We start from the raw sequence: 25,884 nt of genomic DNA on the forward strand, positions 1-25,884 counted from the left end.
TAATGATAATTTGCACTTTTGGGGTAAGGCTGGTCTCGGCCACCTTCGTGCCGCAAAGTGATGTTGGGACAATCGTTTAGGGCCGGTCCTTCACGCGGGGAATTTAGTTTATCGTGCGACATCAAAAGCTTCCCAGCTCGCTCATAGTTGTGTTGGCTGCCGTAGCACCGCTGGTTGCGGGCTGCTCGGGGACCGATCTGCTGTCGAAGGACGCCGAATGGTTCCAGAAGCCGGGTCGTCTCTTCATCAAGAACATCTCGATCGAGTCGCCGCCGCTGACCCCGGACAAGCCGGTGGGCGCCGAGGATCTCGTCAGCGCCGACGGCGCCTGTCCCGGCATGGCGCCAGCGCCCGGGCCGGCTGACGCCAATGCGTCGACGACGGCAGCGGCGCCGACGGGCGGCACGGTCGCGCTCGGCCACACCGAATGCGACGTGGTGCGCGGCATCGGCGCGCCCTCGACCGTCAATCTCTCCAATGACGCCGCCGGCCGCCGCGTCGCCGTCGTCACCTGGACCACCGGGCCGCGCGCCGGCATCTACACCTTCACGTCCGGCCGCCTGTCCTCGATCGAAGGCACGCCGGAAGCGCCGGTCATGCCGAAGGGGACCAAGCCGAAGCCGAAGAAGAAGTCGGCGTAAGGTGAGCTTGCGGGACGGCTATGGCCGTCCCTTCATTGCATCCTCGAACGACAGGACCTGACCGCTCGGTCCCCGGATTGCGGCGATCGCCGTTCGCGCCCGCGCATCATCAAGCGGCTTTGCGTCCCTTGATCGCGGTGGCCGAGGCATGAACCGTGATCTGTCCGCGCGCGCTCGCCGGCAGCCTTGCCTGCAGGCGGCGCTTGAGCTCTGCGCTCTCCGTCTCCGACAGCCTTGCCAATACGCCGGCCGGGCTGCTGACGACCATCGATAGCCAGTAGTCGTCGAAATTCGCAAACGTTCGTTCGACAACGAGTTCGCGCGTCTCGACCTCGCGGAGGCCGAGCTCCGCCCAAAGCGGCTTCAGCGCCTCGAACCGCGATACGTCCACACTCGGCGGACGCTGTGCAGGTTTGCCGAGCGCATCCATCTCCTCCCACAGCGGCTGCGTGGGCGAGCCGCCCCGGACGATGTCCCAGGTGTAGGACGCGACCATGCCGCCGGGCCTGGTGACGCGGACCATCTCGGCGGCACCTTTATGCGCGTCGGGGACGAAGAACAGCGCCAGCGCCATCACCGCGACGTCGAAGCGGTCGGCGTCGTAGGGAAGTGCCATGGCATCACCAGTCGAAAGCTCGACCTGCTTTGCCGATAGTTTCGCGCGCGCCGTCGCGATCTGTGCGTCGGAGGGATCGATCGCGCAAACGGACGACGGGGCGGACGCCGCAAGGATGAGCTCGGTAAACGCGCCATTGCCGCATCCGACGTCGATCCAGGCCAATCCGGGGCGAGGCGCCAGCCAGTCCAGGAAAAGAGTCCCGGCCGATCGGCTCCAGGGCGCCATGAAGCGCTCGTAAGCCACGCCGTCGGTGAACTTGATCGGTTCGAGCGCAGACATTCGAGATATCCCTGATCATTGCTTGTTTGGAAATCGCTTGGCTAGAATCGCTTGGACTGAAAATGCCGATCGTTCTCGACCTGGAGTCCGATCATCCCCCGGTGCGCTGACGCGAATTGCGTCCAACGTAACCCCAAATGCGCGCAACAGACACGGGCTATTTCGTCGGCAGGCGCGGATATTTCCGATTGACGGGCCGCCTGCAGACCCGGCGCCACCCAGGAAGCTAACCCGTCGCCTCGTCGAACTGCGTGCTCGCCTCGAGCCATTGCTCTTCCGCGCGCGCCAGCGCGTCGGCGGCATTGGCGCGCGCTTTCGAAAGCTGCGCGGCCTGCTTGGGATCGCGCGTAAAAATGTCGGGCAGGGCGAGCGCCGTGTCGATCTTGGCGATGATGTCGCTGACGCGGGCGATCTCGGCTTCGGCCTCCGCGATGCGCTTCTTCAGCGAGCCGCGATTGTCCGACTTCGGGCGCTGCGGCTTTTCGCTTGGCGCATTTCGCTCGCGCGGGGCGGGTTCGGCATTGCGCGTCGACAGAACGAGACGGCGGTATTCGTCGAGGTCGCCGTCGTAATTGGTGACGGTGCGGTCGGCGACGATCCAGAGCCGCTCGGCGCAGGCTTCGATCAAATAGCGGTCGTGCGAGACCATGATCACCGCGCCGGGGAATTCGTTGATCGCCTCCGCGAGGGCGGCGCGGCTATCGATGTCGAGATGGTTGGTCGGCTCGTCCAGGATGATCATGTTGGGGCCGAAGAAGGTCGCAAGCCCCAGCAGGAGTCGCGCCTTCTCGCCGCCCGACAATTTGCCCACCTTGGTGTCGGCGGCCTTGCCCGAAAAACCGATCGCGCCGGCGCGCGCCCGCACTTTGGCTTCGGGCGCATCGCCCATCAGCTTGCGAACGTGGTCGTAGGCGGAGGCGTCCTCGTTGAGCTCATCGAGCTGGTGCTGCGCGAAATAGGCGATGGACAGCTTGTCCGCGCGCGTAACTCTCCCTGAGAACGGCGCAAGCCGCCCGGCGAGCAGCTTTACGAGCGTCGACTTGCCGTTGCCATTGGCGCCTAACAGCGCAATGCGGTCGTCATTGTCGATGCGCAAGGTGACGCGGCCCAGCACCGGCGTCGACGGATCGTAGCCGACGGAAGCGTTGTCCACCGCGATGATCGGCGGCGACAGGATCTTTTCCGGCGCGGGAAAGGAGATCTCGCGCACGTCCTCGGTGACCAGCGCCGTGATCGGCTTCAGGCGCTCCAGCATTTTCACGCGAGACTGTGCCTGCCGCGCCTTGGACGCCTTGGCCTTGAAGCGGTCGACGAAGGCCTGCAGGCGGGCGCGCTCGGCCTCCTGGCGCTTGACCGCCTTGGCATCGAGCAGCTCGCGCGCGGCGCGCTGCTCCTCGAAGGAGGAGTAGGTGCCCTTGTAGAGCGTGAGCTTGCCGCGCTCCAGATGCAGGATCTGGTCGACCGAGCTTTCGAGGAGATCGCGGTCGTGGCTGATCACGATCACCGTGCGCGGATAATGCGCCAGGTGATCCTCCAGCCACAGCGTGCCTTCGAGGTCGAGATAGTTGGTGGGCTCGTCGAGCAGCAACAGATCGGGGGCGGCGAACAGCGTCGCGGCGAGCGCGACGCGCATGCGCCAGCCGCCGGAGAATTCGGCACAGGGACGGAGCTGATCGGCGGCGGAAAAGCCGAGGCCGGAGAGGATCGCAGCCGCGCGTGCGGGCGCTGAATGCGCGTCGATGTCGACGAGGCGGGTCTGGATCTCCGCGATCCGGTGCGGATCGGTCGCGCTCTCCGCTTCGTGCAGCAGCGCGTCGCGCTCGAGGTCAGCCTTCAGCACGACCGTGATCAGGCTTTCGGGGCCGTTCGGAGCCTCTTGCGCCAGGCTGCCGACGCGCCAGCGCGGCGGCAGGGTCACCGTGCCGTGTTCGGCCGCCAGCTCGCCGCGGATCACCTTGAACAGGGTCGACTTGCCGGTGCCATTGCGCCCAACCAGGCCGACGCGCGATCCGGGCGTGATCTGCACGGAACTCTGGTCAATCAAAAGGCGTCCGGCGAGGCGGATGGAGAGGTCGGTGATGGAGAGCATGCGGCCTTGTCACCGCAAGGCGCGCCGAACGCAACTCGTTTTTCCGTCAGTGCGCCTCGCGCTCGCGCCGCTTCAGCTCATTGAGGAGCTGCTCGAGATGCGTCGGCAACCGGGGTTCGGGCCGCAGGCTCTGCTGGAGCCGTTCTCCCACGGCATCGCAGATCGAGCGGCTGGTGCGCCGATCGATCTGTTCGCTGTCATTGGCGAGAAGGCCGGTCATAACGAGGTTCCATGTTGCGGAGTAACGACACGGTACCAAGTCATTGACCCCCCGGATGGTTTCGCCATTCTTGGGGGATGTCCGGCGCTCTAGCAAAAATTGTATGAATTCGTCGTAGCCGCCCAAAAATGAGGCCCCGGCGGGGGGATCGCCAGGGCCTCTCCAGGGGGGTACCTGGGGGGCTTAGGTACCGTTGGAAGGTGCTTTGGGAAGGTGCTGTCGGGCTCAGTAGCAGCGGTTGATCAGCCGCCAGCGGGGTCCCCAGGGGGTCGGGACCAGCCGGCGCACATAGCAGCCGCCATAACCGTAGGAGACGGGGGCATAGAAGCGCGGGCCACCCCAGCCGTAGCCGTGGTGCCAGCCACCGCCACCGCCGGGCCAGCCCCAGCCGCCGCCATGCCAGTGCGCGGAGGCCGAGGTCGGTGCCAGCGCGGCACCCAGCGCAACCGCGGCGACAGCGGCAAGCGAAAGTTTCCTCAACATGGTGATCTCCTCAAGACTGCCGGCGCGGGGCTATCGCGTCGAAGGAAAGGCCGCCGAAACGTTCCGCCTGTCGATCAGGCCTCGGTTTCGATAGGCCCGACCTTACGCCGGCGAGGCTGAACCAAACCCTGAATGGCGGCTTCAGATTCGGTTCATCTGGGTGAAATCTCGGTAATCCATCCCTAAATCCGATTGGGCCGCCCTGCGGCGAAGCGCCCGTGAGAGGGGGTTGGCGGTCGCTTGCCGTCCGGCAAAGGCGCCGATATAAGCCCCGCAACTCCGAACCACCGCTTTCTTCCCAAGGACAAGATTATGGCCATCGAACGCACTTTCTCGATCATCAAGCCCGACGCGACCGCGCGTAACCTGACCGGTGCGGTCAACGCCGTGATCGAGAAGGCGGGCCTGCGCATCGTCGCGCAGAAGCGCATCCGCATGACCAAGGAACAGGCCGAGACCTTCTATGCGGTCCACAAGGCCCGTCCGTTCTTCGGCGAGCTCGTCGAGTTCATGACCTCGGGCCCGGTCGTCGTGCAGGTGCTCGAAGCCGAGAACGCCATCGCCAAGTATCGGGACGCCATGGGCGCGACCGATCCGTCCAAGGCGGCCGAGGGTACGATCCGCAAGCTCTACGCAAAGTCGATCGGCGAGAACTCCGCACACGGTTCGGATGCCCCGGAGACCGCCGCGATCGAGATCGCGCAGTTCTTCTCGGGCAACGAGATCGTCGGCTGATCCATCAGCCGAACAGTTGAGACGACGGGGGATAAGGACTCATTGTGAATTGGCTCTGGCAGATCTTCGATCCCGCTACGATCGGGGCATTCTTCACCCAGTTCCGCAATGAGATGGCCGAACCGACCTTCTGGATTGCGGTCGGCAAGATCATCTGGATCAACATCCTGCTCTCCGGCGACAACGCGCTGGTGATCGCGCTTGCCTGCCGCGGCCTGAAGCCGCGGCACCGGCTGTGGGGCATGATCTTCGGTGCCGGCGCGGCGGTGCTGCTGCGGATCATCTTCACCGGCATCGTCGCGAGCCTGATGGAGCTGCCGTATCTCAAGCTCGTCGGCGGTCTCGCGCTGATCGTGATCGCGGCCAAGCTGCTGGTGCCGGAAAACGAGGACGAGGACGACGTCGAGTCCGCCTCGCATCTGTGGCAGGCGGTGCAGATCGTCGTGGTCGCCGACATCGTCATGAGTCTCGACAACGTCATTGCGGTCGCCGCCGCGGCCAATGGCAGCGTACCGCTCCTGATCCTCGGCCTTGCCATCAGTGTTCCGCTGATCGTCGCCGGCGCGGCCCTGATCATGGCGCTGCTCGCAAAGCTGCCGGTGCTGGTGTGGGCCGGTGCCGCGCTGCTCGGCTGGATCGCGGGCGAGGTGATCGCGACCGATCCCGGCGTCGCGCCGAGGCTGCACACGCTGTTCGACGGCCCGCTCGGCGCCTCGCTGGACAAGATCCTCGCCGGCTTGCGCATCCCGCTGCAATTCGGCCATGGCGGGTCGGGCGGCGAATATCTCTGTGCGGCGCTCGGTGTCGTCGTGGTGCTGGTCGTCGGCACGATCTGGCGCCGACGTAGCCTGAGTGCGGCCGCGCTGGAATCCTCCGAGCGGCACGCCAAGGCGTCGGCGGAATAGTTCTTTAGCGCCGGACGATCGAGCCGGCGCGGCTGACCAAACGGGCGAGCTGCTTGAAGCGGCTGCCGACGCGGTCGGCGACGAGATCGACGAGCCGGTGCTCGAACACCAGCATCAATTTGCGGCCCTGGGTGCGGAAATGCGTGGCGGGCAAGACGCCCGGCCGCGCCGCCGAGATCAGATGCGCGACACGGAATGCCGCGCCCAGCAGGCGGGCGCGTTCGAGCTGCGCCGGCGTCAGCAGCTCCTGCATGGTGACCGGCGGCTGGTTTTCCTCGCTGAGACCCGCATAGCGATAGAACACGGACAGGCCGACGAAGGCGCGCTCGGTGTGGGTGATCGCACCGAAATTGCCGTTGACGACGAGGCTGAGCGTCTGCTCGCCGCGGTGATCGGGATGTACGCGCCAGCCGATGTCGGAGAGCAGGCAGGCGGCGTGGCGCAGGCGGCGATCCTCCTCGGTCTCGCGCAGCTTCACGACGCGCACCAGGCGATCGGTCCAGGCGATCAGCTCGCGGGCGTGCTTGGCCGAGCGTGACAGCAGCTGGTTGAGCTCCTCGGCTGCGCAGATCAGCCCGTCCTTGTTGCGCTCGGTCTCCGGCAGCTTCTCATGCAAGAGGCCCTCGCGCACGCCGAAGGTCGAGAACACGATGTTCTTTGGTTTTGCGACGCGGATGATGTGCTCGAGCACCAGCGCCGCATAGGTGAGGAGAGGGCGGCGCGCGTCGGCGACGATCTCGATGTCGGCGAGCATGTCGGCGGCCGCAAGCCGGCGCAGGCGGCGCGAGAAGTCGAGCGCTTCGGTCGCGGAAATGGAATAGCCGTGCATCACCTGGAGCGGATAGCCGCTCTGGATGATGTGGATGCGTGCGAGCGCGCGCCAGGTGCCGCCAACGGCATAGAAGGTGCGGCCGCGGCCAGCAGTGAGCAACTCCACCTCATCGATCTCCTCGCGCACGATGCGGTCGGCGCGCTTGAGCGATTTGTGTGCGAGGTCCTGCAGCGCAAGGCCGCCGAGCGGCAGCGTGACGCCGCTGCGCACACTGTTCCGGCGCACGTCGATCAGCTCGAGCGAGCCGCCGCCGAGATCGCCGACGATGCCGTCAGGATGGTGGATGCCGGAGATGACGCCGAGCGCCGACAGCCGCGCCTCGCGCGGGCCCGACAGGATCTCGATCTTGACGGCGCAGATGCGCTCGGCCTTCGCGATGAAGTCGGGACCGTTGGAGGCATCGCGGCAGGCGGCGGTCGCGATCGCGAACACGCGCCCGACCTGCATCACGCGGCACAGCGCACGGAAGCGCTTGAGCGAGGTCAGCGCCTTGTCGACGGCATCAGGGGCGAGCAGGCCCGTGCTCTGCACCTCGCGCCCGAGGCCGCACAGGGTCTTCTCGTTGAAGATCGGAATGAGGCTCCGCGTCAGTCCTTCGTAGACGACGAGACGGACCGAGTTGGAACCGATGTCAATGACCGCGACAGTGGCGCCGCGCTTGCGCGGCCGCGTCACGTCAGGAATCCCGGATCAGGATGGATGACGTTCGTTCCGGCGCGTGAGACGACGCGGCGAGGATTCCTTGAGCGACTTTCCACGGCCAGACAGACTCGGATTTGTCATGAAGTAGTTGTGGACGTTGAAAGGCTCCTCGCCCTTCGCGGCCTTCATACGCGTTGAGGACCCGTCCGGCAACAACTGCCAGCTTTGCTCATTGTCCTTGAGATTCGCGACCATGATCTGTTCGAGAACCTGCTGATGCACCGTGGGATTTTGCAGCGGACACAGCACCTCGACGCGGCGGTCGAGGTTGCGCGGCATCATGTCGGCCGAGGAGATATACACAGCCGCTTTCGCGCTCGGCAGGCCTTGGCCCATGCCGAAGCAGTAGATTCGGCCGTGTTCCAGGAAGCGCCCGATGATCGATTTGACGCGGATGTTCTCCGACAGGCCGGGAATGCCGGGCCTGAGGCAACAGATACCGCGCACCACGAGCTCGACCTGGACGCCGGCCTGCGAGGCCTCGTAGAGCGCGTCGATGATGTCGGGGTCGACCAGCGCATTCATCTTCATCCAGACCGCGCCGGGACGGCCGTGCCGCGCATGCGCGGTCTCGCCCTGGATGTGCTCGATGATGCGCTTGCGCAGCGTCAGCGGCGACACCGCCATCTTTTCCAGATCGCTCGGCGCGGCATAGCCGGTGATGAAGTTGAACACGCGCGCCGCATCGCGGCCGATGGTCGGATCCGAGGTGAAGTAGGAGAGGTCGGTATAAATGCGTGCGGTGACCGGGTGGTAGTTGCCGGTGCCGGTGTGGACGTAAGTGGTGAGGCTACCGCCCTCGCGGCGCACCACCATCGAGAGCTTTGCGTGCGTCTTCAATTCGAGGAAGCCGTAGACGACCTGCACGCCGGCGCGTTCAAGGTCGCGCGCCCAGCGGATGTTGGCCTCTTCGTCGAAGCGCGCCTTCAGCTCGATCAGCGCGGTGACGGACTTGCCGGCTTCGGCGGCCTCCGCAAGCGTCCGCACGATCGGCGAGTTGTTGGAGGTACGGTAGAGCGTCTGCTTGATCGCGACGACATCAGGATCGCGCGCGGCCTGCTGGAGGAACTGCACCACCACGTCGAAGGATTCGTAAGGATGATGGACGACGAGGTCCTTCTGCCGGATCGCGGCAAAGATGTCGCCGCCATGCTCGCGCACGCGCTCGGGGTGGCGCGGCACGTAAGGGGTGAATTCGAGGTCGGGCCGGTCGAGGCGGGTGAGCTGCGAGAGCTCGTTCATCGCCTGCACGCCGTCGACCAGGAATACCTCGTCGTCGGCGGCCGAGAGCGCATGCTGCACGAAGCTGCGCAACTCTTCCGGCATCTTGGCGTCGATCTCGAGTCGGATCACCGATCCGCGGCGGCGGCGCTTCAGCGCGGTCTCGAACAGGCGGACGAGATCTTCGGCTTCTTCCTCGATCTCGAGCTCGGAGTCGCGGATGATGCGGAAGGCGCCCTGGCCGTGCAAATTGTAGCCGGGGAACAGGCGGTTGATGAACAGGGCGGTCGCCTGTTCCAGCGAAATCAGCCTGACGGCCTTGCCTTCGGACGGCAGTCGGATGAAGCGGTCGATCTTGCCGGGCATGCGGATCAGCGCGTTCATCTGCTTGCCGTCGGCAGCGCGCGTGAGCTGGAGCGCGATGGTGAAGCCGAGGCTCGGAATGAACGGGAAGGGGTGGGCCGGGTCGATCGCCAGCGGCGTCAGCAGCGGAAATACGTTGTTGAGGAAGTAGTCCTCGACCCAGGTCCGTTCCGCCTTGGTGACGTCCTTGCCGTCGACCAGGACGATGCCGACATCGGCCAGCGTACTGCGCAGGTCGCGCCAGATCGCCTGCTGGTCGGAGGCGAGCTGCGAGACGGTGCGGTTGATCAGCGCGAGCTGCTCGGAGGGCGTCAGGCCATCGGGGGCGCGCTCGGCAATGCCCTCGCGCACCTGGGCCTTGATGCCGGCGACGCGAACCATGAAGAACTCGTCAAGGTTATTCGCTGAAATCGACAGGAATCGCACCCGCTCCAGCATGGGGTGGCTGGGATTGACCGCTTCCTCCAGGACCCGGCGGTTGAAATGCAGCCAGGAGAGCTCGCGGTTGATGAACCGTTCGGGGCTCGATGCGATCGCCGGAAGGCCCTCGGTCTCTGGGGCTTTTTCTTTGATTTCAACGGCTTGCACAGAGTCCATGAGAAGTCGATCCATCCAGTTCACCCCAATTTGCGACTCGTGCGCAAAACCGGCGGGAGCATGTGTTAGAGCGATGACGTTTCGATGACATTGATGTTCCGCCGCTCGGCGCCGTCAAGCGGTGTTGGAACCCGGGCGGGGTCAGGCGTCCCGCAGCAGCTCGACGGCCAGCGCCCGGGTGACGGGACGGCCGAGGCGCAGGGCCTCGCTGTCGAGCAATTCCACGGCCTGCCGGGCGGCCGCCGAGGACCGCTCCAGCCGGGTGGCGAGGTAGCCGACCACGCTCTCGTCCACGGTGAGCTGGCGGTCGGCGCAGAATTTGACGATCAGGCCGCGGAACAGCTGGTCGTCGGGCGGCAGCAGCGTGACGACAGGCACGGCGCGCAGCCGTGAGCGCAGGTCGCGGAGGTCGATCTCGAGCGAGGCCGGTGCATCACGTCCGGTGAAGAGGACGTAGGCGCCGTCCTCGCGGGCGAGATTCATCAGGTGGAAGAGGGCGCGTTCATCAAAATCCCCGGCCTTGAGATCCTCGACCACCAGCGCGCCGGTGGCGAGCGCGGCCGGAACGCCCGCGGCGCTCAGCGCATTGGCGGTGGTCGAGCGGGCGCCGGCCTCCTCGGCCCAGATCGCGGCGAGATGGCTCTTGCCGCTGCCTTCGGGGCCGGCCAGCCACATGATGCGGTTCGGCCATTCCGGCCAGCCGTCGATCAAGGCGAGGCCGGCGGCGTTGGCAGGGCCTTCGAGGAAATTGTCCCGGCTGAGGCTCTCCGCATGCGGAAGCGAAAACGCCAATTGTCGGGGGTGAACGCGGCCTGCCACGCTTGCTTTGCTCCATGCCGGCGTGCCGGCTTCGTTTCAGAGATTCGACTTCATTGAGCGGGAGTTGGCCTTTTGCGGGGCCGTGTCCCACTCATTTGGCCTCGATCGTGCTCATGTGCCGCAGCCACTCGACGAGGTAGAGCGACACGGAGGAGAGCGTGAAGACCGTGACGAGGCCCATCATGATCATATCATAGGGCGCAGGCTTGAAGCCGAAGGCAAGAGACGCCAGCACCATGGCGGCGTAGGCGACCTGTGCGGCTGTGTTTAGCTTGGATACTTTCGACGGCTTCATCTCGACCGGCTTGTCGAACAGCCAGGACACGATCACCGCGGTGACGATCATGATGTCGCGCGACACCACCAGGATCACGACCCAGCGCGGGATGTCGCCCCAGATGCCGAGGGCGAGATAGATCGAGACCAGGAGCGCCTTGTCGGCGAGCGGATCCAGCAGGGCACCGAGCTCGCTGCGCATGTTGAAGCGCTTGGCGAGGAAGCCGTCCACGGCATCGCTGATGCCCGCGATCAGGAAGACGGCGAACGCCACCTCCATTTGGCTCGACACGATGGCCCAGACGATGATCGGGACCAGCATGATGCGGCCCAGGGTAATGATATTCGGTATACTCACGCGGCGCTTCCCGGCACCCGGCCTGACCTCGAATCCGGCCCCCTGGGAGGCTGAACCGGTTGATATCTCTACATAGTATAGGGCGGGGCGCCACGCTTGCCATTGCGCGTCCCCGGAATTCGACGTAACCAGCCGCAAACCCACTGGAAATCGGGCATGACCGACCGCAAAAACGGCCTCACTTACGCCGATTCAGGCGTCGATATCGATGCGGGCAACCGCCTGGTCGACCTGATCAAGCCGATGGTGCGCGCCACCGCGCGCCCCGGCGCCGACGCCGAGATCGGCGGCTTCGGCGGCCTGTTCGACCTCAAGGCGGCCGGTTTCAAGGACCCTGTCCTGGTCGCCGCCACCGATGGCGTCGGAACCAAGGTGAAGATCGCGATCGAGACCGGCCTGCATGGCGGGATCGGCATCGACCTCGTCGCCATGAGCGTCAACGACCTCGTGGTTCAGGGCGCCGAGCCGCTATTCTTCCTCGACTATTTCGCCTGCGGCAAGCTCGACCCGGAGGCCACCGCCGCGATCGTCGCGGGCGTCGCCGAAGGCTGCCGGGAATCCGGCTGCGCCCTGATCGGCGGCGAGACCGCCGAGATGCCCGGCCTCTACAAGGACGGCGATTACGACCTCGGCGGCTTTGCCGTGGGCGCCGCCGAGCGCGGTACCTTGTTGCCGCGCAAGGATATCGCCGCGGGCGACGCCGTGATCGGTCTCGCCTCGTCGGGGGTGCACTCCAACGGCTTCTCGCTGGTGCGCAAGATCGTGGAACAATCCGGCCTCGGCTTCGAGGCTCCGGCGCCGTTCGCGCCCGTGATGACGCTGGGCGGCGCGCTGCTGACGCCGACGAAGCTCTACGTCAAATCCTGCCTGCGGGCGATCCGTGAGACCGGCGCGGTGAAGGGGCTCGCCCACATCACCGGCGGCGGCTTCACCGACAACATTCCGCGCGTCCTGCCGAAGGACCTCGGCGTCGGCATCGACCTCGCGCACCTGCCGGTGCTGCCGGTGTTCAAATGGCTGGCGGCGCAGGCCGGCATCGCCGAGTTCGAGATGCTGCGGACTTTCAACTGCGGCATCGGCATGATCGCGATCGTCGAGCCCGACAAGGTCGACAAGGTGATCCAGGTGCTCACCGACGCCGGCGAGACCGTGGCGCAGCTCGGCACCGTGATTCCGGCCGAGGGCGAGCACCGCGTCGTCTATAACGGTCACCTCGATCTGGCGCTGTGATGAAGCGCCGCGTCGCCATCCTGATCTCCGGTCGCGGCTCCAACATGGCCGCGCTGATCAAGGCCGCAAGCTCGGCTGATTTCCCGGCGGAGATCTCGCTCGTCATCTCGAACAAGGCCGATGCGCCCGGGCTCGAACGGGCCAAGGCGAGCGGCGTCAAAACGCTGGTGATCGAGAGCAAGCCGTTCGGCAAGGACCGCGCCGGCTTCGAGAAAGTGCTGCAGGCCGCGCTCGACCAGCACGGCATCGAGCTGATCTGCCTCGGCGGCTTCATGCGCCTGTTCACGGCCGAGTTTACCAGAGCCTGGTACGGGCGGATGCTCAACATCCATCCCTCGCTGCTGCCGTCCTTCCCCGGCCTCGACCCGCACGGCCAAGCCTTGCGCGCGGGCGTGAAGCTGTCCGGCGCGACGGTGCACTTCGTCATCCCCGAGACCGATGCCGGCCCGATCGTGATGCAGGGCGCGGTGCCCGTCGGCGACCACGACACGGCGGACACGCTGTCGGAGCGCATCTTCGAAGTCGAGCACCGCATCTATCCCGAAGCGCTGCGGCTGCTTGCGACCGGCAAGGTCCGGATCGAGGGTGATGTCTGCAGGACGGCGGGAAGCTCTGCGTCGGAGAATTTTCTCGTTGCGCCGGTGGTGGGCTGAGGCGGGCACCTCAGGCTTACTCGATGTAACCTGCTACCTCGCCATTGCGGATATATCCGTAGATTCTGAAACCCGCGGCAGTTTGCTCTCCAGCAAATCGGATGCGGCCTAGGATTGCGCGGACAAGTTCGCGTTGATGCGCCGTCTCGGTAGATAGCTCGGCCCATTCCATCCATTCCCATCCGCCGCTCGTCCAGTGATGGAACCATTCGCCATCCCACTGGCTCAGATTTCCCGTTTCCAAGTTCTTGCAACGAAATCGAGGTTGATCGGAAGGGGCAAGGGCGAGCATTGCCTCCCGCAACTCGCGCCATTTTGTGTCGTTGGCGACCGAATAATAATCGGACTGCTGAGCCATGCGCCCGCCCCAAACAAAATCCCCCGGCAGAGCCGGGGGCAACGTCATGATCTCTCGCGTGTCGCTTTTAGAAAAATCAGGAGACCTTGAGGTTCTCCGCGGATGCTTTGCCGCGGTTCTCCACGAGGTCGTATTCAACCACCTGGTTCTCGTTGAGGGTCGAGAGTCCAGCGCGCTCGACGGCGGAGATGTGAACGAACACGTCCTTGTCGCCACCATTCGGCTTGATGAACCCATAGCCCTTGGTCGGGTTGAACCATTTGACGGTGCCCTTTTGCGGCATCCTCAGTCTCCTCCACTAGATAGAAAAAAGACGCGGCCGCTTTTTCGCGTGCCACGCCACAAACGGGCTTCCGGAAGTCTGTTCGAGTCTCATCGTCGCGAAACGCACAGTCGAGCGGCCAATTCCGATTGTGTCGGATATTGCAACATGAAAATCGCGCGTTAGCAAGCCGCGCGCGATTTTCAAGAGCCGGGCGGGTGCCATTGTCTGCTATTTGCGACCTGTGGCCGCGGAACCACAATCGAGGCAATAGGCTCGGTAACGGCGTGCCAACAGGTTGACCCTCCGTGGCAGTTCGGCACAAATCGCCGCACACGCGAGCCGCTCGTGTTGCATTTTTGCGGACCGCCCTTTGCTTCGGGATTAGTCGTCATGCGCTGCACCTCGCAGCCCACCGGAACACGGCAGACGATCGGGCTGGACCGCGTCCGCCGGATCGCGGCAGCGGTCGCCAAGATCCTTGCAGCCAAGACCTTTGCAGCCAAGACCTTTGCAGCCAAGACCTTTGCAGCCGTGGCGGTGGTGCTGGTCGTGACGATGTCGGCGGTGACGCCCGTCCTCGCGCAAAGTCCGACACCCACTCCGACCCCGACGCCCACGCCGTCGCCGACCCCGGTCCCGATGCCCACCTCGACGAACTACGATCAGTCGGCCGGCAACAGCATGCTCAATTTCGGCTCGGGATTTCTGGAGCGGCTGGGCAACCAGGCTTCCGATGGTTTCAACCGGTCGTTCCGGACCAATCCCGGAGGCGGCGGCGCGTCCGCGACCACGGAAGATCCGCGCTACCGCACCTGGTTCGAGGGCTACGGCATCTCGGTCCGCACCGACGCCCAGGGCGACTTCGTCGGCGACAAGCGCAAGACCTTTGGCGGCGTCGCCGGCTTCGGCGCGCGCATCGCACCCGGTGTCAACATCGGCTTCTCGATCGACCAGAGCCACACCGACATCGACGTGCCGCTCGCGCTGCAGTCGGCAACGCTCGATCTGACCCAGCTCGGCTTCAACGGCTCGGTCGACAAGGGCCCGTGGACCTGGGCCTTCGCGGTGGTTCATGGGGTCGGCAAGGTCCGTTCCAGCCGGGATACTGGATTTGGTTTCGCGACCGCCGGCTATCGCGCCGCCGTCGACGGCGCGCTGACCGAGGTCAGTTACTACTGGACCAAGGATCAGATGCGCATCGTGCCCAAGGGTGCGCTCGAATATGTCCGCGCCACCAGCGCAGCGTTCCAGGAGGCCGGCGGGCTCGATCCGCTCAATGTGGGCTCGACGGCGCTCTCGCGCGCACGCGTGATGATCGGGGCGGAGGTCGGGCGCTATTTCATCTTCGACCAGAAGATCCTGGACCTGTCGGCGTACGGTAAGTTCGTCGACAATTTCTACCAGAACCTGGGATCGGTGCAGGTCAGCCTCGGGACCCAGAGCATCATTGTCCCCGGCATCGGCGAGAGCCGTTACGGCATGGATGCGGGCGGCTCGGCCTCGCTCAGCCTGACCAACACCGCGCGGCTCTACATCAACTACGATGGCAAGTTCCGCAACGAGTTCACCTCGCACCAGGGCACGGTCGGATTCGAATATCGGTGGTGATTTACGTCGGCGTTGCCGCGACGTAGCCGGTCAATCCAAATCCCTCGCGCGCGGCCGTCATCATCGGCACCAGCGCGTCCGGATGGATGAACTCGTCGCGGAAGCAGGGATAGGTCCTGGGATCGAAGATCTTCTTCAGCCAGTCGACCACGATTTTGTGGCGCTCGGAGGCGCGAAACTCCCTGTGATAGGTGAGCCAGAGATCGGCGTGGTGGCTGACGCCGAGATCGACCGCAACGAGCGGCGCGCCGAGCGCGATCGACACGGTCGGCAGGAAGCCGATGCCGGCGCCGCGCTCCACTGCATAGAGTACGCCGACCGACGAATTGGTCTTGATGCCGACGATGCCCTCGAGCGATTTCAGCCCGAGCACGCGGGCGTAGGCGCCATCGTCGACCTGCGGCGCACTCTGCTTGATGATGCGATGGTCCTGCAGATCGGCTAGCGTTGCCGGCAGGCCGTACAGCTTCTCGTACTCCCTGGAGACGAAGGGATAGATGTGCAGGCGGCCGAGCTTGGCGACGATCAGATCGGGATTGGTCGGCGGCTCGAGCTGGATCGCGATATCGGATTCGAGCCGCGCGACGTCGGCCTGCTCCATCGCGCAGCGCAGGTCGACGGTGATCTTGCGATAGGTCTTCTGGAAATCGATCAGCCGCGGCAGGATCCAGAAATTGCCGGGACCTTCCGTCACCGCGACGCGCACGGTGCCTGTCGTATCGTTCGACGAGCGCGATGCGCGGCGGAAGACGTTGAAGGCATGACGCTCCATGTGCGCGACGTCGGCGATCATCGCGGTGCCTTCGTCGCTGAGCGTGAGCCCGCTCTGGTCGCGCAGGAACAGCTTGCAGCCGATGCTCTCTTCGAGCCGATCGATCCGGCGCATCAGCGTCGTGGAGGTGAGGCCGAGCTCCTCGGCGGCGTTGCGGAAACTTTTATATTTTGCGCACGCTAAAAACAGCTTCAAATCATCCCAGGACGCGCCCAGGGCTTCTTCACGGTGCTGCATCATCGCAGCACCCCGGTGCAATAACTGCTGCATACTCCTGATCCCCAACCGCTAAGCTCGTCGTAGCGGGGCATGAAAGCCGCGAACGATAGAGGGACGATCCGGGTATGGAAAGAGGCTCGTTTGCCGCAAGGCATGATTTCGACGCGTTGCCGCTCAGTCCGGAGGTCGACGTCCGCTGCGCGCAATTTTCCGAAATTGCGATGCTTTCGGAGATGGCGCACCGGCTGGTGCCGGGCGTGCAGATCGGGACGGCGGAGCTTGCGAAATATTACACGTTCGATCCCCAGAGCATCCTGACATTCAGCCGGAAGGGCCGTCTGCTCGGCGGCATGGCCTTCCTGTTTCTCAACGACCGCGGACACGATGCGTTGCTGCTCGACGAGATCTGCCTCACCGCGCCCGAGACGCACTATCTCGCTTCCGCGCGGGAAGACGTTGCTGCGATCTATATCTGGGCGATCGCCGCGACGGGGCGCGGCATCGCGGGTCTCGGCAAGGCCGCGGCTCATCTGCGACAGGTAAGATTTCGCAGCGCGGATTGCTATGCGCAGCCGTCAACCGTGGCCGGACGCGACATCATGAAAGCGACCGGATTCGAGCCGGTCCCGAGCTTCCAACCCGACCTGTGGTGCTACGAACGCCCCTGGCATCGGCAGCCGATGCACATGCCGGGCGCGATCGTCCAAGCAAGGAGTTTTGCAGATGCACGGCACTAGGATTCCTCTCGCCAAGCCCGACTCTCGCGCCATTACCATCCGCCTCGCGCGCGATCCCAGCGATCTCATGCTGGTCACCGCCATCCGCTCGGCGGTCTATCTTGCCGAGCAGGATTGTCCGTTCGAGGAGGAGTTCGACGGCAACGACATGGTCGCGGCGCATTTCATCGGCTATGTCGGCAACGAGCCCGCAGGTTGCCTGCGGGTGCGCTTCTTCGGCGATTTCGCCAAGGTCGAGCGGCTCGCGGTGCGGCACCAATACCGACGCTCGCGCGTCTCGTTCAAGCTGGTGCAGGCGAGCGTCGACTATGTGAAGCGCAAGGGCTTTCGCAAGATCTACGGCCAGGCGCAGGATCGGCTGGTCGATTTCTGGGCCCATTTCGGAGCCAAGCCGCTCGGCCACAACCGCAAGATCACCTTCTCGGATTTCTCCTACACGGAGATGCTGCTCGAGATCGAGCCCGGGCCGGACGCCATCACGCTGGACAGCGATCCTTACGTGATTATCCGTCCCGAGGGCGATTGGGACCGTCCGGGCGTGCTCGACGCCTCGGCGGGGCGGGCAGTGACCTCGCCGCTGCGAGACCTCGCACTCGCCGATCGCTGAAACTGGTGCAGCCAAACGCAAGACAATGCTGGCCTCCATCACCGACGACCCGCCGATCCTGGTCTGTGCGGATCTCCAGGTCGAATATCTGACCCCCGGGCGGCGCCACGTCATCCTCGACGGCGAGGCGGCCACCATGCGCTGCCTGGAACTCGTGGCGCTATGGCGCGACAAGCTCTGGCCCGTGATGCATCTGAAGCGCATCGCCCAGGCCGCCTGGTTCAATCCGGCATCGAGGCTGACCGATTGGATCGCCGAGGCGAAGCCGCGGCCGGGCGAGATGACGTTCGAGCATCCGCTGCCCTCGGGCTACAGCTCGTCGCGGTTTGTGGACTACATGTCCAATATCCGCAATGCCCGCTGCGTGCTGGTCGGCTTCTCGCTGGACGAAACCATCCTGGCCACCGCTGTCGACGGGTTTCACCGCAGCCATCGCTACCAGGTGGTAGCCGACGCCGTGGCCTGCCGGCAGCCGGGCATGGGCGATGCCGCCGCCTATAAGCAGGCGGTGGTGAATGTTGTCGGAAATTTTGCTACAATCCAGTCCAGCGCCGAACTGATCAAAACCAGCGGCGCCGTTGCGGTGTAGGCGGCCGCGGTCGGCGGGTGGGGTGGGACATTGTCACGGGGAGAAGAGCTCAAGGAGCTGGCGAGCGAGCTGTCGCGCGCAGCCGAGAGGGCGCGCCGCATCGGCTTGCCCACGACGGTCTATCTGCTTTCGATGGCGATCGTCGAGGTGAGGGAGGCCGCCGTCGCGGCCGACGAGGGCGATGACGACAGCGCGGCCTGAGAACTGCCAAGTCTGAGCTACAAGTCTGCAAGCCACAAGTCTGCAAGCTACCCGTGTGCGGCTTTCTGCAACGCTGCTGAGCGCTTGCTGCCGACGAATTGGCGTTGCAAGTTTTCCCTCGTCGCAATAGCCAAGTCATTCGATCATCACGTGACGAAGCTGGCCGCGCCCGGCGACGCGACTATTCGAAGGATTTCGCAAATGTCCATGCTGCCCAATTCGCAAGAGGCCCGGGATGTAGCCTACCAGCTCCATCCCTACACCAACGCGCGCACCCATCAGCAGGCCGGTCCCCTGGTGATCGAACGCGGCGAGGGGCCTTACGTGTTCGACGCGGCGGGCAGGCGCTATTTCGAGGCGATGGCGGGCCTGTGGAGCGTCGGGCTCGGCTTCAATGAGAAGCGTCTGGTCGAGGCGGCGCACAAGCAGATGCAGGCGCTGCCGTTCTATCACACGTTCTCCGCCAAATCGCACGGACCCTCGATCGATCTCGCCGAGAAGCTGGTCGCGCTCGCGCCTGTGCCGATGAGCAAGGTGTTCTTCACCAATTCCGGCTCGGAAGCCAACGACACCGTGCTGAAGCTGATCGCCTATCGTTCCAACGCGCTCGGCCAGCCCCAGCGCAAGAAGATCATCAGCCGCCTGCGCGCCTATCACGGCGTCACCATCGCGTCCGCCAGCCTCACCGGTCTTCCGAACAACCACCGCTCGTTCGACCTGCCGCTGCCGAACATCCTGCACACGGGCTCGCCGCATTTCTACAAGGACGGCGCCCCCGGCGAGAGCGAGGAAGCGTTCGCCACGCGCCGGGCCGAGGAGCTCGATGCGCTGATCCAGAAGGAGGGCCCGGATACGATCGCGGCCTTCTTCGGCGAGCCGGTGATGGGGGCGGGCGGCGTCATCGTGCCGCCGGCGACCTATTGGGACAAGATCCAGGCGGTCCTGAAGAAGTACGACATTCTGCTGGTCGCCGACGAGGTGATCTGCGGCTTCGGCCGCACCGGCAAGATGTTCGGCTGCGAGACCTATGGCATCAAGCCCGACGCAATTGTGGTCTCCAAGCAGATCACCTCGAGCTATTTCCCGCTGTCGGCGATCATGATGAACGACCGCATGTTCGAGCCGATCGCGGACGAGAGCAACAAGATCGGCGTGCTCGGCCACGGTTTCACCGCGGGCGGCCATCCGGTCGGCTCGGCGATCGCGCTCGAGAACCTCAAGATCATCGAGGAGCGCGGCCTGGTCGCGCATGCCGCCGAGCTCGGCGGCTACATGCAGGGCAAGCTGCGTGAGCTCACCAGCCACCCGCTGGTCGGCGAGGTCCGCGGCGTCGGCATGATCGCAGCGCTCGAGCTCGTGCTCGACAAGAGCCGCAAGACCGCGGCGGCAACGCCCGGCGCGGTCGGCGGCATCGCCAGCCGCATGCTGCAGGAACGCGGCGTGATCTCCCGGAACATGCTGGATGCCATCGCCATCTGTCCGCCGCTGATCACGACCAAGGCGCAAATCGACGATCTGGTCGCCGCGATCGCGGGCGTGCTGAATGACATGAAGGGCGAAGTGGCGAAGCTGACGCCGGCGTAGGGCTGATCTCGTCAGCTTTGGACGAAGCGATACGCCATAAATTCGGTGTCGTCCCGGCGAAGGCCGGGACCCATACCGCGTGATCTATCGAGGTCGGGTAGTCGTCGTACCGATGAACAAGTAACCCCCAGTCTTCGCCAAACCACTCCCTGTGGTTATGGGTCCCGGCCTGCGCCGGGACGACGTTGGGGAGGGGTTACGGCCTACGCCCGCTGCACCCCGATCACGCGGCCCTTCTCGATCGCCAGCGCGAGCTCGCCGCGCTTGAGCTTCAAGGCGGCCTCGCCGAACAGCTCGCGGCGCCAGCCGCGCAAGGCGGGCACATCGGCTTCGTCACTGGCCGCGATCTCTTCGAGGTCGTCGACCGTCGCGATCACCTTGCTCGCCACGGCATGGCGCTCGGCGGTCATGCGCAGCAAGACCTTCAACAGCTCGACGATGGCCGCGCCGTTGGAATTGTTGCGCGGCTTCTCCAGCTTCGGCAGCGTCGCGAAATCCCGCGCCAGCCCGCGCTCGACCGCGGCGACGATGTCCGAACCCCATTTGGATTTCTCGAACCCCTTCGGCACCGAGCGCAGATGGGCGAGCTTCTCCAGCGTGTTCGGCGCGTGGGTTGCGATGTCGGTGATCGCCTCGTCGCGCAGCACGCGGCCGCGCGGTACGTCACGGCTCTGTGCCTCCTGCTCGCGCCAGGCGGCGACCTCCATCAGGACGGCGAGGTCCTTCGGCTTGCGCACGCGCGTCTTCAGCCGCTCCCAGGCGCGCTCGGGGTGGAAGTCGTAGGTCCTGGGCGAGGTCAGGATCTCCATCTCGATCGAGACCCATTCGCTGCGGCGACGCTTCTTCAGGTCGGCATCGAGCGCGGCGAAGACGTCGCGCAAGTGCGTGACGTCGGAGACCGCGTAGTGCATCTGCTCCTTGGTCAGCGGCCGGCGCGACCAGTCGGTGAATCGGTGGGTCTTGTCCGGGCGGTGGCCGGTGACCTTCTCGACCAGCTGGTCATAGGCGATGCTGTCGCCGTAGCCGAGCACCATCGCGGCGACCTGGGTGTCGAACACCGGATGCGGGATGATGTTGGCCTGATGCCAGATGATCTCGATGTCCTGCCGGGCGGCGTGGAAGACCTTCAGCACGCCCTCATTGGCCATCAGCTCGAAGAACGGCTTGAGGTCGATGCCGGGGGCGAGGGCGTCAATGACAACAGCTTCCTCGGCGCTGGCCATCTGCACCACGCATAGCAGCGGGTAATAGGTGGTTTCGCGCAGGAACTCGGTATCGACGGTAATGACGGGGTGCTTGGCCAGCCGGCTGCAGGCAGCCGCGAGGTCAGCGGTGGTGGTAATCAAATCCATGAACGGCCCATGACACTTGACATCAGCCGTTCTGCCGAAAGTGCTGTGATGTCAAGGGCCTTGGAGTGAATTCGAGCCTTGCATCGGGCCGGAATCGCCTCTTTCCGACGAAATTCCTATTCGTAGCGGATCCGGTGCGAGGATTTGCGGGCGCAGGGCAGTGCCACCACGACCACGCACATGGCAACCAGGGCCAGTCCCAGGAACTCGAAAACCAACAGATCCACGGCGAAATCTCCAGAAACATTGATAGATTTGTCGGGGGTGCGTTGAGGGTCTGTTAATTGCGATGGTTACCGCCGGCAGGGCGGGCCGGATGGTGGACGGGAAGTTAATGGAGGACGCGGTGCGTAGGGTGGATTAGCCGAAGGCGTAATCCACCACTGTTCATATCCGAGGACGCCGAAGAGGTGGATTACGCCCGCGGACTGCGCTTTCGCGCAGCCGCAGGCTAATCCACCCTACGAAGCCCCTTACGGCAGCTTCAGCGAGGTCTCCGCGTTGTACGGCTTCAGCGTCTCGTCCGCGGCCTTCTGGGCGGCGGCGAGGGCCTCCTTCGGCTGCTTCTTGCCGTTGAGGACCAGCATCACCTCGTCCTCGAGGTTCTTGCGGACCGGGACGGTCTTGTAGGTCGCAAACCACGGCTTTGCGACGTCGAGCTGCTCGACGGCGGTCTTGGCGTCCGGGTTCTTGTTGAGGAAGTCGACCATCTCGGGCGTCTTGTAGGCGGCCATGTTGGGCGCGAAATAGCCGGTGGCGCGGCTCCACCAGCCGCTCTTCTCGGGCGAGGTCATCCACTTGATCAGCGTCCAGGCGGCCTTCTGCTTGTCGGCTTCCTGGCCGGCCGGAACGATCAGCGAGGCGCCGCCGATCGGCACGGCGTTGCGGACGTTGCGCGGGATGAAGGCGACCTTGTAGGCGAACTTGGCGTTGTCGCGCACATAGGTCAGCGAGCCCGTCGACAGCATCATCATCGCGGCGTTGCCGGAGATGAAGGAGGTGCTGACGGCAGGGCCGGGCGTGGCGCCGGGCGGATGCACCTTGTGCTTGGCGACGAGGTCGTTCCACCAGGTCAGCGCGCCCAGCATCGAGGGCGTGTCGTAATAGACCTCGCCGCCGAACTCTTCGTTGTAGTAGCGCCCGCCATTGCTCATGGTGAGCGTTTCCATCATCCAGCCGCAATAGTCGTAGGCGCAGGGGATCGCGATGCCCCACTGGGTCACCTTGTCACCCTCGCGCCTGGTGAGCTTCTTGGCCCACTCGGTGAGCTCGGCCCAGGTCTGCGGCGGCTTGTTCGGATCAAGGCCGGCTTCCTTGGCCTTGTCGGCGTTGATGTAGAGCAGCGGCGTCGAATTGTGGAAGGGCACGCCGTAGACCGAGCGGTTGATCACCGCGTTGCCCTGCAGCGCCGGGAAGAACTGGCCGAGGAACTGGTCCTTGGTGGTGCCGTCGGCGGCGATCAGGGGATCGAGATTGGTGAGCTCGTTCTCGATCTGCATGTCGAGCAGGAAGTTCGCCGACATGATCACGGCGGCGGGCGGCTTGCCGGCCTTGATCGACGCGCGCGTCTTGATCAGCGTGTCGTCGTAGGAGCCGGTGTAGACCGCGGTCGCCTTGATCGCGGGATGGGTCTCGTTAAACTCCTTGATCAGGCTGCCCATGTCGCGGGCGAGCTTGCCGTCGACGGGAACGGGAAAGAACAAATCGATCTCGGTCGGACCTTCGCCGGCGAGCGCCGGGAAGGTGAGGGCGCCTGCCATAGAGCCTGCCATGGCGAGGCCAAGCATGAGCCTGCGGGAAAACAGCATCGAAGAATCTCCTATTTGATGCCTGAGGTGACGAAAGAGCTGATGAAGCGCTTCTGGAAGATCAGGAAGGTGACGAGCAGCGGCGCGATCACCATCAGCGTGCCCGCGGCGATGGTGCCCCAGGCCTGGGTGCCTTCGGCGGTCTTGGTGAACACCGAGAGGCCGACCGTGAGCGGCCGCTTGTCGGGCGAATTGATCACCATCAGCGGCCACAGGAAGTCGTTCCAGTGGCTGGTCACGGAGATGATGGCGAAGGCGGAGAAGCTCGGCATCGACAGCGGCACGTAGATGTGACGGATGCGCTGGAACAGGCTGGCACCGTCGATCAGCGCCGCGTCTTCCAGCTCGGTCGGGATCGCCTCGAACGCCTGGCGCATCAGGAAGGTGCCGAAGGCCGAAGCGAAGAACGGCATCATCACGCCGGCGAGCGTGTCGTAGAGGCCGAGCTGTGCCACCAGTTTCAGGTTCGGCACGATCAGCAGCACCGGCACCAGCATCAGCTGCATCAGGAACAGGTAGAAGATCAGCGTCTTGCCGGCGAAGCTCAGGCGGGCGAAGGCAAAGCCAGCCAGCGTGATCGTGAAGAACTGCACCAGGAGGATGCCGCTGCAGATGATCGTGGTGTTGAGGGTGTAGCGCGGGAAATCGCCGATCTCCCAGGCATCCCTGATATTGTCGAGCGTGGGCTTCAGGCTCGGCATCAGCTCGGCCATGGCGTTGATGCCGTCCGAGGCGGGGCGCAGCGTTGCCACGCCCATCCACAGGAAAGGGATCAGCCAGACGATCGCGAGCAGCACGGTCAGGAGGAAGCCGAGCTTGGGCGTGATCTCGCCGCGGGTGGCGAGCGGTGCGTCCTTCCACAGCGCATCGAACAGCTTCATGGCCCGCCCTCCCGGTTCGCCATGGTGCGGAAGGACAGTGCGGTGAGGCCCATCAGCGCGGCGAGCGTCAGCAGCGTCGCCGCCGAGGCCTTGCCGACGTCGTAGTGCTCGACCGCCTGCTGGTAGATGTAGAACAGCACGAGATTGGTCGAGTTGGACGGCCCGCCCTGGGTCATGACGAAGACGTGGTCGACCTGCGTCACCGCGTTGAGGATTGCGATGACGGTGACGAACAGGAAGGTGGGCTTGAGCTCCGGCAGGATGATGTGGCGAAACCGCTGATAGGGCCCCGCGCCGTCGAGATGCGCCGCCTCCATGACATCCTCGGGCACGGCCTGGAGGCCGGCGAGGAAGAACAGCATGTAATAGCCGGCGTTCTTCCAGACCGTGATGATCATGATCGCGTAGAGCGCGATGTCGGGGTCGCCGAGCCAGTTCGGCAGCACCGGCAGCAGCCGGCCGATGTAATAATCGAGCAGGCCGACATTGGGCAGGAAGATGAACAGGAACAGCGCTGAGGCGGCGACCATCGGGATCAGCACCGGCAGGAACAAAGCGGCGCGCAGCGCGCTGTTCACGGCATGGGTGCGGGACAGCGCCAGCGCGAACAACAGCGCAAGTCCGATGCTCGGGACCGCCGTGCCGATTGCGTAGATCAGATTGTTGACGACGGCGCCGGTGAAGGCGGGGTCGGTCAGCACCGCGCTGATATTATCGAGGCCGACGAAACGCACCGGCGCCTTGGGCGTGGCGCGCTGATAGAGCGCGTCGATGAGGACGCGTCCCATCGCGCCATAGGTGAACAGCGCGAGGAAGACCAGCGAGGGCAACAGCAGAAAATAGGCAGGCAGCGAGGCTTTGAGGCGGCTCGAAAACCGCTTCAGGACGTGCAGACGCGGTGCCGCCGACGTCGCGACCGGGAGAGCCGCGGGTTCAGCGAGGCTCATCTCATCGCGCCGGGAAATTGAGCGCATAGTCGCGGCCATCCACTCCTGCCGGTGGCTCGAAGGGGAAGCGCAGACTGGTGTCGAGGAAGTCGTGGCTGTGCACGACCAGGTTCTCCTGGTCGATCAGCACGACGCCATAGGCCGGCGGCTCGTGGCTGGCGAGGTGGTCGGTGGCCGCAGCGTCAAGCTCGAACCAGACCTGGTGGTTGGTGCCGCGCAGCGTCGAGAACGGGATCTTGCCGTAGCTGCCGAAGATCGGCCGGTGCACATGGCCGAAGAAGAGATGGCGGATGCGTGAGCGATAAGGCGCGATGACTTCCGCGAATTCGGCGCTCTGCTTCAGCGCGATCTCGTCCATCGCATGGACGCCGACCGGGAAGGGCGGATGGTGCATGAACACCACGAATTGCTGGTCCGTCGGCGCAGCAGCCAGCGTGCTCGCGAGCCAGCCGAGGCGCCTCTCGCACATCTCGCCGGCGTGGCTGGTCTCGTCCAGCGTGTCCAGGAAGACGAACAGGCCATGCTCGGTGGTGCGCGTGCCCTGCACGAAGCCGTTGGCATCGCGCGGCGCGGCTTTCAGGCTGTCGAGACAGGTCACCCGCTTGTCGTGATTGCCGACCATGGCGATGTACGGAATTTTCAGCGCCGCCATCGCCTCGGCGAAATTGGCATAGGATTCAGCTTCGCCCCAATGCGTGAGGTCGCCGGTCACCACCGCAAACGCAGCGTCGGACTGGTGCTTGTTGATGTCGGCAATCGCCGCATCCAGCCGGGCGCGCGGATCGAGCCCATAGAGCTTCAGCCCGGGGTTCGCGAGATGCGTGTCGGTGATGTGGATGAACTTGAAGGGCATGGGGCGCTTTGTCGGGACGGTTGGAGGATGGGCGCCTCCGGCAAGACGGCCCTGCCAGCCCGTTAGAGCGCGTGTGTTTCA

At 64.8% G+C, this 25,884-nt stretch carries 27 protein-coding genes; 11 read left to right on the top strand and 16 right to left on the bottom strand.

The features are described from left to right. Positions 1–152: 152 nt before the first annotated feature. The gene (locus IQ16_RS22420; protein ID WP_018645398.1) at positions 153–641 is read left to right on the top strand and encodes a hypothetical protein; all 489 of its coding nucleotides are present in this window, start codon (positions 153–155) and stop codon (positions 639–641) included. Positions 642–750: 109 nt separating this feature from the next. On the opposite strand, the gene IQ16_RS22425 is transcribed toward IQ16_RS22420, so the two are convergent. The 4 genes from IQ16_RS22425 to IQ16_RS22435 form a co-directional block, all read right to left on the bottom strand. Next, positions 751–1,539 (bottom strand): class I SAM-dependent methyltransferase, encoded by a 789-nt coding sequence (locus IQ16_RS22425; RefSeq protein WP_018645399.1) that lies wholly within the window; start codon positions 1,537–1,539, stop codon positions 751–753. 226 nt (positions 1,540–1,765) lie between these two features. Continuing rightward, positions 1,766–3,628: an ABC-F family ATP-binding cassette domain-containing protein gene (locus IQ16_RS22430; protein ID WP_018645401.1), complete on the bottom strand. Its 1,863-nt coding sequence runs from the start codon at positions 3,626–3,628 to the stop codon at positions 1,766–1,768. A 46-nt stretch (positions 3,629–3,674) separates the two neighbouring features. Continuing rightward, complete coding sequence (locus IQ16_RS45755; RefSeq protein WP_018645402.1) at positions 3,675–3,848, bottom strand: hypothetical protein; 174 nt, start codon at positions 3,846–3,848, stop codon at positions 3,675–3,677. Between the two features lie 225 nt (positions 3,849–4,073). Further along, on the bottom strand, positions 4,074–4,331 hold the full coding sequence (locus tag IQ16_RS22435; protein WP_018645404.1) for a hypothetical protein: 258 nt from the start codon (positions 4,329–4,331) through the stop codon (positions 4,074–4,076). Positions 4,332–4,643: 312 nt separating this feature from the next. On the opposite strand from IQ16_RS22435, the gene ndk reads away from it, so the two are divergent. After that, the gene (ndk, locus tag IQ16_RS22440) at positions 4,644–5,066 is read left to right on the top strand and encodes a nucleoside-diphosphate kinase (protein WP_018645406.1); all 423 of its coding nucleotides are present in this window, start codon (positions 4,644–4,646) and stop codon (positions 5,064–5,066) included. Positions 5,067–5,110: 44 nt separating this feature from the next. Then, positions 5,111–5,971 (top strand): TerC family protein, encoded by an 861-nt coding sequence (locus IQ16_RS22445; RefSeq protein ID WP_018645408.1) that lies wholly within the window; start codon positions 5,111–5,113, stop codon positions 5,969–5,971. Between the two features lie 4 nt (positions 5,972–5,975). Here the strand turns inward: IQ16_RS22445 and ppx are convergent, their stop codons facing one another. The 4 genes from ppx to IQ16_RS22465 form a co-directional block, all read right to left on the bottom strand. After that, entirely contained in the window at positions 5,976–7,478 is a 1,503-nt protein-coding gene (gene ppx, locus IQ16_RS22450) for an exopolyphosphatase (protein ID WP_018645409.1), read from the bottom strand. A gap of 15 nt (positions 7,479–7,493) precedes the next feature. Beyond that, a complete protein-coding gene (locus tag IQ16_RS22455) occupies positions 7,494–9,686 on the bottom strand; it encodes an RNA degradosome polyphosphate kinase (protein WP_018645410.1) in 2,193 nt (730 codons plus the stop codon). 141 nt (positions 9,687–9,827) lie between these two features. Beyond that, entirely contained in the window at positions 9,828–10,505 is a 678-nt protein-coding gene (locus IQ16_RS22460; protein WP_145831756.1) for a P-loop NTPase family protein, read from the bottom strand. Positions 10,506–10,596: 91 nt separating this feature from the next. After that, positions 10,597–11,139: a CDP-alcohol phosphatidyltransferase family protein gene (locus IQ16_RS22465; RefSeq protein WP_145831757.1), complete on the bottom strand. Its 543-nt coding sequence runs from the start codon at positions 11,137–11,139 to the stop codon at positions 10,597–10,599. A gap of 156 nt (positions 11,140–11,295) precedes the next feature. Here IQ16_RS22465 and purM point away from each other — a divergent pair, with 156 nt between their 5' ends. Together purM and purN are read left to right on the top strand one after the other, a co-directional pair. Then, positions 11,296–12,369 (top strand): phosphoribosylformylglycinamidine cyclo-ligase, encoded by a 1,074-nt coding sequence (gene purM, locus IQ16_RS22470; protein ID WP_018645413.1) that lies wholly within the window; start codon positions 11,296–11,298, stop codon positions 12,367–12,369. Then, positions 12,369–13,022, top strand: coding sequence for a phosphoribosylglycinamide formyltransferase (purN, locus tag IQ16_RS22475; protein WP_026312379.1), 654 nt, complete (start codon positions 12,369–12,371; stop codon positions 13,020–13,022). Before purM ends, purN begins: the two co-directional genes overlap by 1 nt. A gap of 16 nt (positions 13,023–13,038) precedes the next feature. Here purN and IQ16_RS22480 read toward each other — a convergent pair whose 3' ends face one another. Continuing rightward, positions 13,039–13,428, bottom strand: coding sequence for a DUF6678 family protein (locus IQ16_RS22480; protein ID WP_018645415.1), 390 nt, complete (start codon positions 13,426–13,428; stop codon positions 13,039–13,041). Positions 13,429–13,456: 28 nt separating this feature from the next. Further along, positions 13,457–13,663 carry a cold-shock protein gene (locus IQ16_RS22485; protein WP_018645416.1) on the bottom strand — a complete coding sequence of 69 codons (207 nt, stop codon included), beginning with the start codon at positions 13,661–13,663 and terminating at the stop codon, positions 13,457–13,459. A 372-nt stretch (positions 13,664–14,035) separates the two neighbouring features. On the opposite strand from IQ16_RS22485, the gene IQ16_RS22495 reads away from it, so the two are divergent. Further along, complete coding sequence (locus tag IQ16_RS22495; protein WP_026312381.1) at positions 14,036–15,253, top strand: autotransporter outer membrane beta-barrel domain-containing protein; 1,218 nt, start codon at positions 14,036–14,038, stop codon at positions 15,251–15,253. A gap of 1 nt (position 15,254) precedes the next feature. Here the strand turns inward: IQ16_RS22495 and IQ16_RS22500 are convergent, their stop codons facing one another. Further along, positions 15,255–16,295, bottom strand: coding sequence for a LysR family transcriptional regulator (locus tag IQ16_RS22500; protein ID WP_018645419.1), 1,041 nt, complete (start codon positions 16,293–16,295; stop codon positions 15,255–15,257). Positions 16,296–16,369: 74 nt separating this feature from the next. Here IQ16_RS22500 and IQ16_RS22505 point away from each other — a divergent pair, with 74 nt between their 5' ends. The 5 genes from IQ16_RS22505 (at position 16,370) to IQ16_RS22520 (ending at position 19,962) form a co-directional block, all read left to right on the top strand. Then, on the top strand, positions 16,370–16,981 hold the full coding sequence (locus IQ16_RS22505) for a hypothetical protein (RefSeq protein ID WP_018645420.1): 612 nt from the start codon (positions 16,370–16,372) through the stop codon (positions 16,979–16,981). After that, positions 16,968–17,588: a GNAT family N-acetyltransferase gene (locus tag IQ16_RS22510; protein ID WP_018645421.1), complete on the top strand. Its 621-nt coding sequence runs from the start codon at positions 16,968–16,970 to the stop codon at positions 17,586–17,588. Before IQ16_RS22505 ends, IQ16_RS22510 begins: the two co-directional genes overlap by 14 nt. Before the next feature lie 25 nt (positions 17,589–17,613). Continuing rightward, entirely contained in the window at positions 17,614–18,177 is a 564-nt protein-coding gene (locus IQ16_RS22515; protein WP_018645422.1) for an isochorismatase family protein, read from the top strand. A 30-nt stretch (positions 18,178–18,207) separates the two neighbouring features. After that, on the top strand, positions 18,208–18,378 hold the full coding sequence (locus IQ16_RS45760) for a hypothetical protein (protein WP_018645423.1): 171 nt from the start codon (positions 18,208–18,210) through the stop codon (positions 18,376–18,378). 201 nt (positions 18,379–18,579) lie between these two features. Continuing rightward, entirely contained in the window at positions 18,580–19,962 is a 1,383-nt protein-coding gene (locus tag IQ16_RS22520; protein ID WP_018645424.1) for an aspartate aminotransferase family protein, read from the top strand. A 203-nt stretch (positions 19,963–20,165) separates the two neighbouring features. On the opposite strand, the gene rnd is transcribed toward IQ16_RS22520, so the two are convergent. The 5 genes from rnd to IQ16_RS22545 form a co-directional block, all read right to left on the bottom strand. Continuing rightward, positions 20,166–21,314: a ribonuclease D gene (gene rnd, locus IQ16_RS22525; protein ID WP_018645425.1), complete on the bottom strand. Its 1,149-nt coding sequence runs from the start codon at positions 21,312–21,314 to the stop codon at positions 20,166–20,168. Between the two features lie 473 nt (positions 21,315–21,787). Beyond that, on the bottom strand, positions 21,788–23,122 hold the full coding sequence (locus IQ16_RS22530) for an ABC transporter substrate-binding protein (protein ID WP_145831758.1): 1,335 nt from the start codon (positions 23,120–23,122) through the stop codon (positions 21,788–21,790). A gap of 11 nt (positions 23,123–23,133) precedes the next feature. Beyond that, a complete protein-coding gene (locus tag IQ16_RS22535) occupies positions 23,134–24,003 on the bottom strand; it encodes a carbohydrate ABC transporter permease (protein ID WP_018645428.1) in 870 nt (289 codons plus the stop codon). Then, positions 24,000–24,950 (bottom strand): carbohydrate ABC transporter permease, encoded by a 951-nt coding sequence (locus tag IQ16_RS22540; protein ID WP_018645429.1) that lies wholly within the window; start codon positions 24,948–24,950, stop codon positions 24,000–24,002. The genes IQ16_RS22535 and IQ16_RS22540 overlap by 4 nt, the downstream gene beginning before the upstream one ends. A 1-nt stretch (position 24,951) precedes the next feature. Next, positions 24,952–25,803: a phosphodiesterase gene (locus tag IQ16_RS22545; protein WP_018645430.1), complete on the bottom strand. Its 852-nt coding sequence runs from the start codon at positions 25,801–25,803 to the stop codon at positions 24,952–24,954. Positions 25,804–25,884 lie beyond the last annotated feature (81 nt).

It is taken from the genome of Bradyrhizobium huanghuaihaiense, assembly GCF_007830635.1.
Taxonomy (GTDB): Bacteria; Pseudomonadota; Alphaproteobacteria; order Rhizobiales; family Xanthobacteraceae; genus Bradyrhizobium; species Bradyrhizobium huanghuaihaiense.

Excerpts from the sequence above, each read along its gene's own strand:
- IQ16_RS22425 (WP_018645399.1), bottom strand. The coding sequence starts at position 1,539 with ATGTCTGCGCTCGAACCGATCAAGTTCACCGACGGCGTGGCTTACGAG.
- IQ16_RS22430 (WP_018645401.1), bottom strand. The coding sequence starts at position 3,628 with ATGCTCTCCATCACCGACCTCTCCATCCGCCTCGCCGGACGCCTTTTG.
- IQ16_RS45755 (WP_018645402.1), bottom strand. The coding sequence starts at position 3,848 with ATGACCGGCCTTCTCGCCAATGACAGCGAACAGATCGATCGGCGCACC.
- IQ16_RS22435 (WP_018645404.1), bottom strand. The coding sequence starts at position 4,331 with ATGTTGAGGAAACTTTCGCTTGCCGCTGTCGCCGCGGTTGCGCTGGGT.
- ndk (WP_018645406.1), top strand. The coding sequence starts at position 4,644 with ATGGCCATCGAACGCACTTTCTCGATCATCAAGCCCGACGCGACCGCG.
- IQ16_RS22455 (WP_018645410.1), bottom strand. The coding sequence starts at position 9,686 with ATGGACTCTGTGCAAGCCGTTGAAATCAAAGAAAAAGCCCCAGAGACC.
- purM (WP_018645413.1), top strand. The coding sequence starts at position 11,296 with ATGACCGACCGCAAAAACGGCCTCACTTACGCCGATTCAGGCGTCGAT.
- purN (WP_026312379.1), top strand. The coding sequence starts at position 12,369 with ATGAAGCGCCGCGTCGCCATCCTGATCTCCGGTCGCGGCTCCAACATG.
- IQ16_RS22480 (WP_018645415.1), bottom strand. The coding sequence starts at position 13,428 with ATGACGTTGCCCCCGGCTCTGCCGGGGGATTTTGTTTGGGGCGGGCGC.
- IQ16_RS22485 (WP_018645416.1), bottom strand. The coding sequence starts at position 13,663 with ATGCCGCAAAAGGGCACCGTCAAATGGTTCAACCCGACCAAGGGCTAT.
- IQ16_RS22495 (WP_026312381.1), top strand. The coding sequence starts at position 14,036 with ATGCGCTGCACCTCGCAGCCCACCGGAACACGGCAGACGATCGGGCTG.
- IQ16_RS22500 (WP_018645419.1), bottom strand. The coding sequence starts at position 16,295 with ATGCAGCAGTTATTGCACCGGGGTGCTGCGATGATGCAGCACCGTGAA.
- IQ16_RS22505 (WP_018645420.1), top strand. The coding sequence starts at position 16,370 with ATGGAAAGAGGCTCGTTTGCCGCAAGGCATGATTTCGACGCGTTGCCG.
- IQ16_RS22510 (WP_018645421.1), top strand. The coding sequence starts at position 16,968 with ATGCACGGCACTAGGATTCCTCTCGCCAAGCCCGACTCTCGCGCCATT.
- IQ16_RS22515 (WP_018645422.1), top strand. The coding sequence starts at position 17,614 with ATGCTGGCCTCCATCACCGACGACCCGCCGATCCTGGTCTGTGCGGAT.
- IQ16_RS22520 (WP_018645424.1), top strand. The coding sequence starts at position 18,580 with ATGTCCATGCTGCCCAATTCGCAAGAGGCCCGGGATGTAGCCTACCAG.
- rnd (WP_018645425.1), bottom strand. The coding sequence starts at position 21,314 with ATGGATTTGATTACCACCACCGCTGACCTCGCGGCTGCCTGCAGCCGG.
- IQ16_RS22530 (WP_145831758.1), bottom strand. The coding sequence starts at position 23,122 with ATGCTGTTTTCCCGCAGGCTCATGCTTGGCCTCGCCATGGCAGGCTCT.
- IQ16_RS22535 (WP_018645428.1), bottom strand. The coding sequence starts at position 24,003 with ATGAAGCTGTTCGATGCGCTGTGGAAGGACGCACCGCTCGCCACCCGC.
- IQ16_RS22540 (WP_018645429.1), bottom strand. The coding sequence starts at position 24,950 with ATGAGCCTCGCTGAACCCGCGGCTCTCCCGGTCGCGACGTCGGCGGCA.
- IQ16_RS22545 (WP_018645430.1), bottom strand. The coding sequence starts at position 25,803 with ATGCCCTTCAAGTTCATCCACATCACCGACACGCATCTCGCGAACCCC.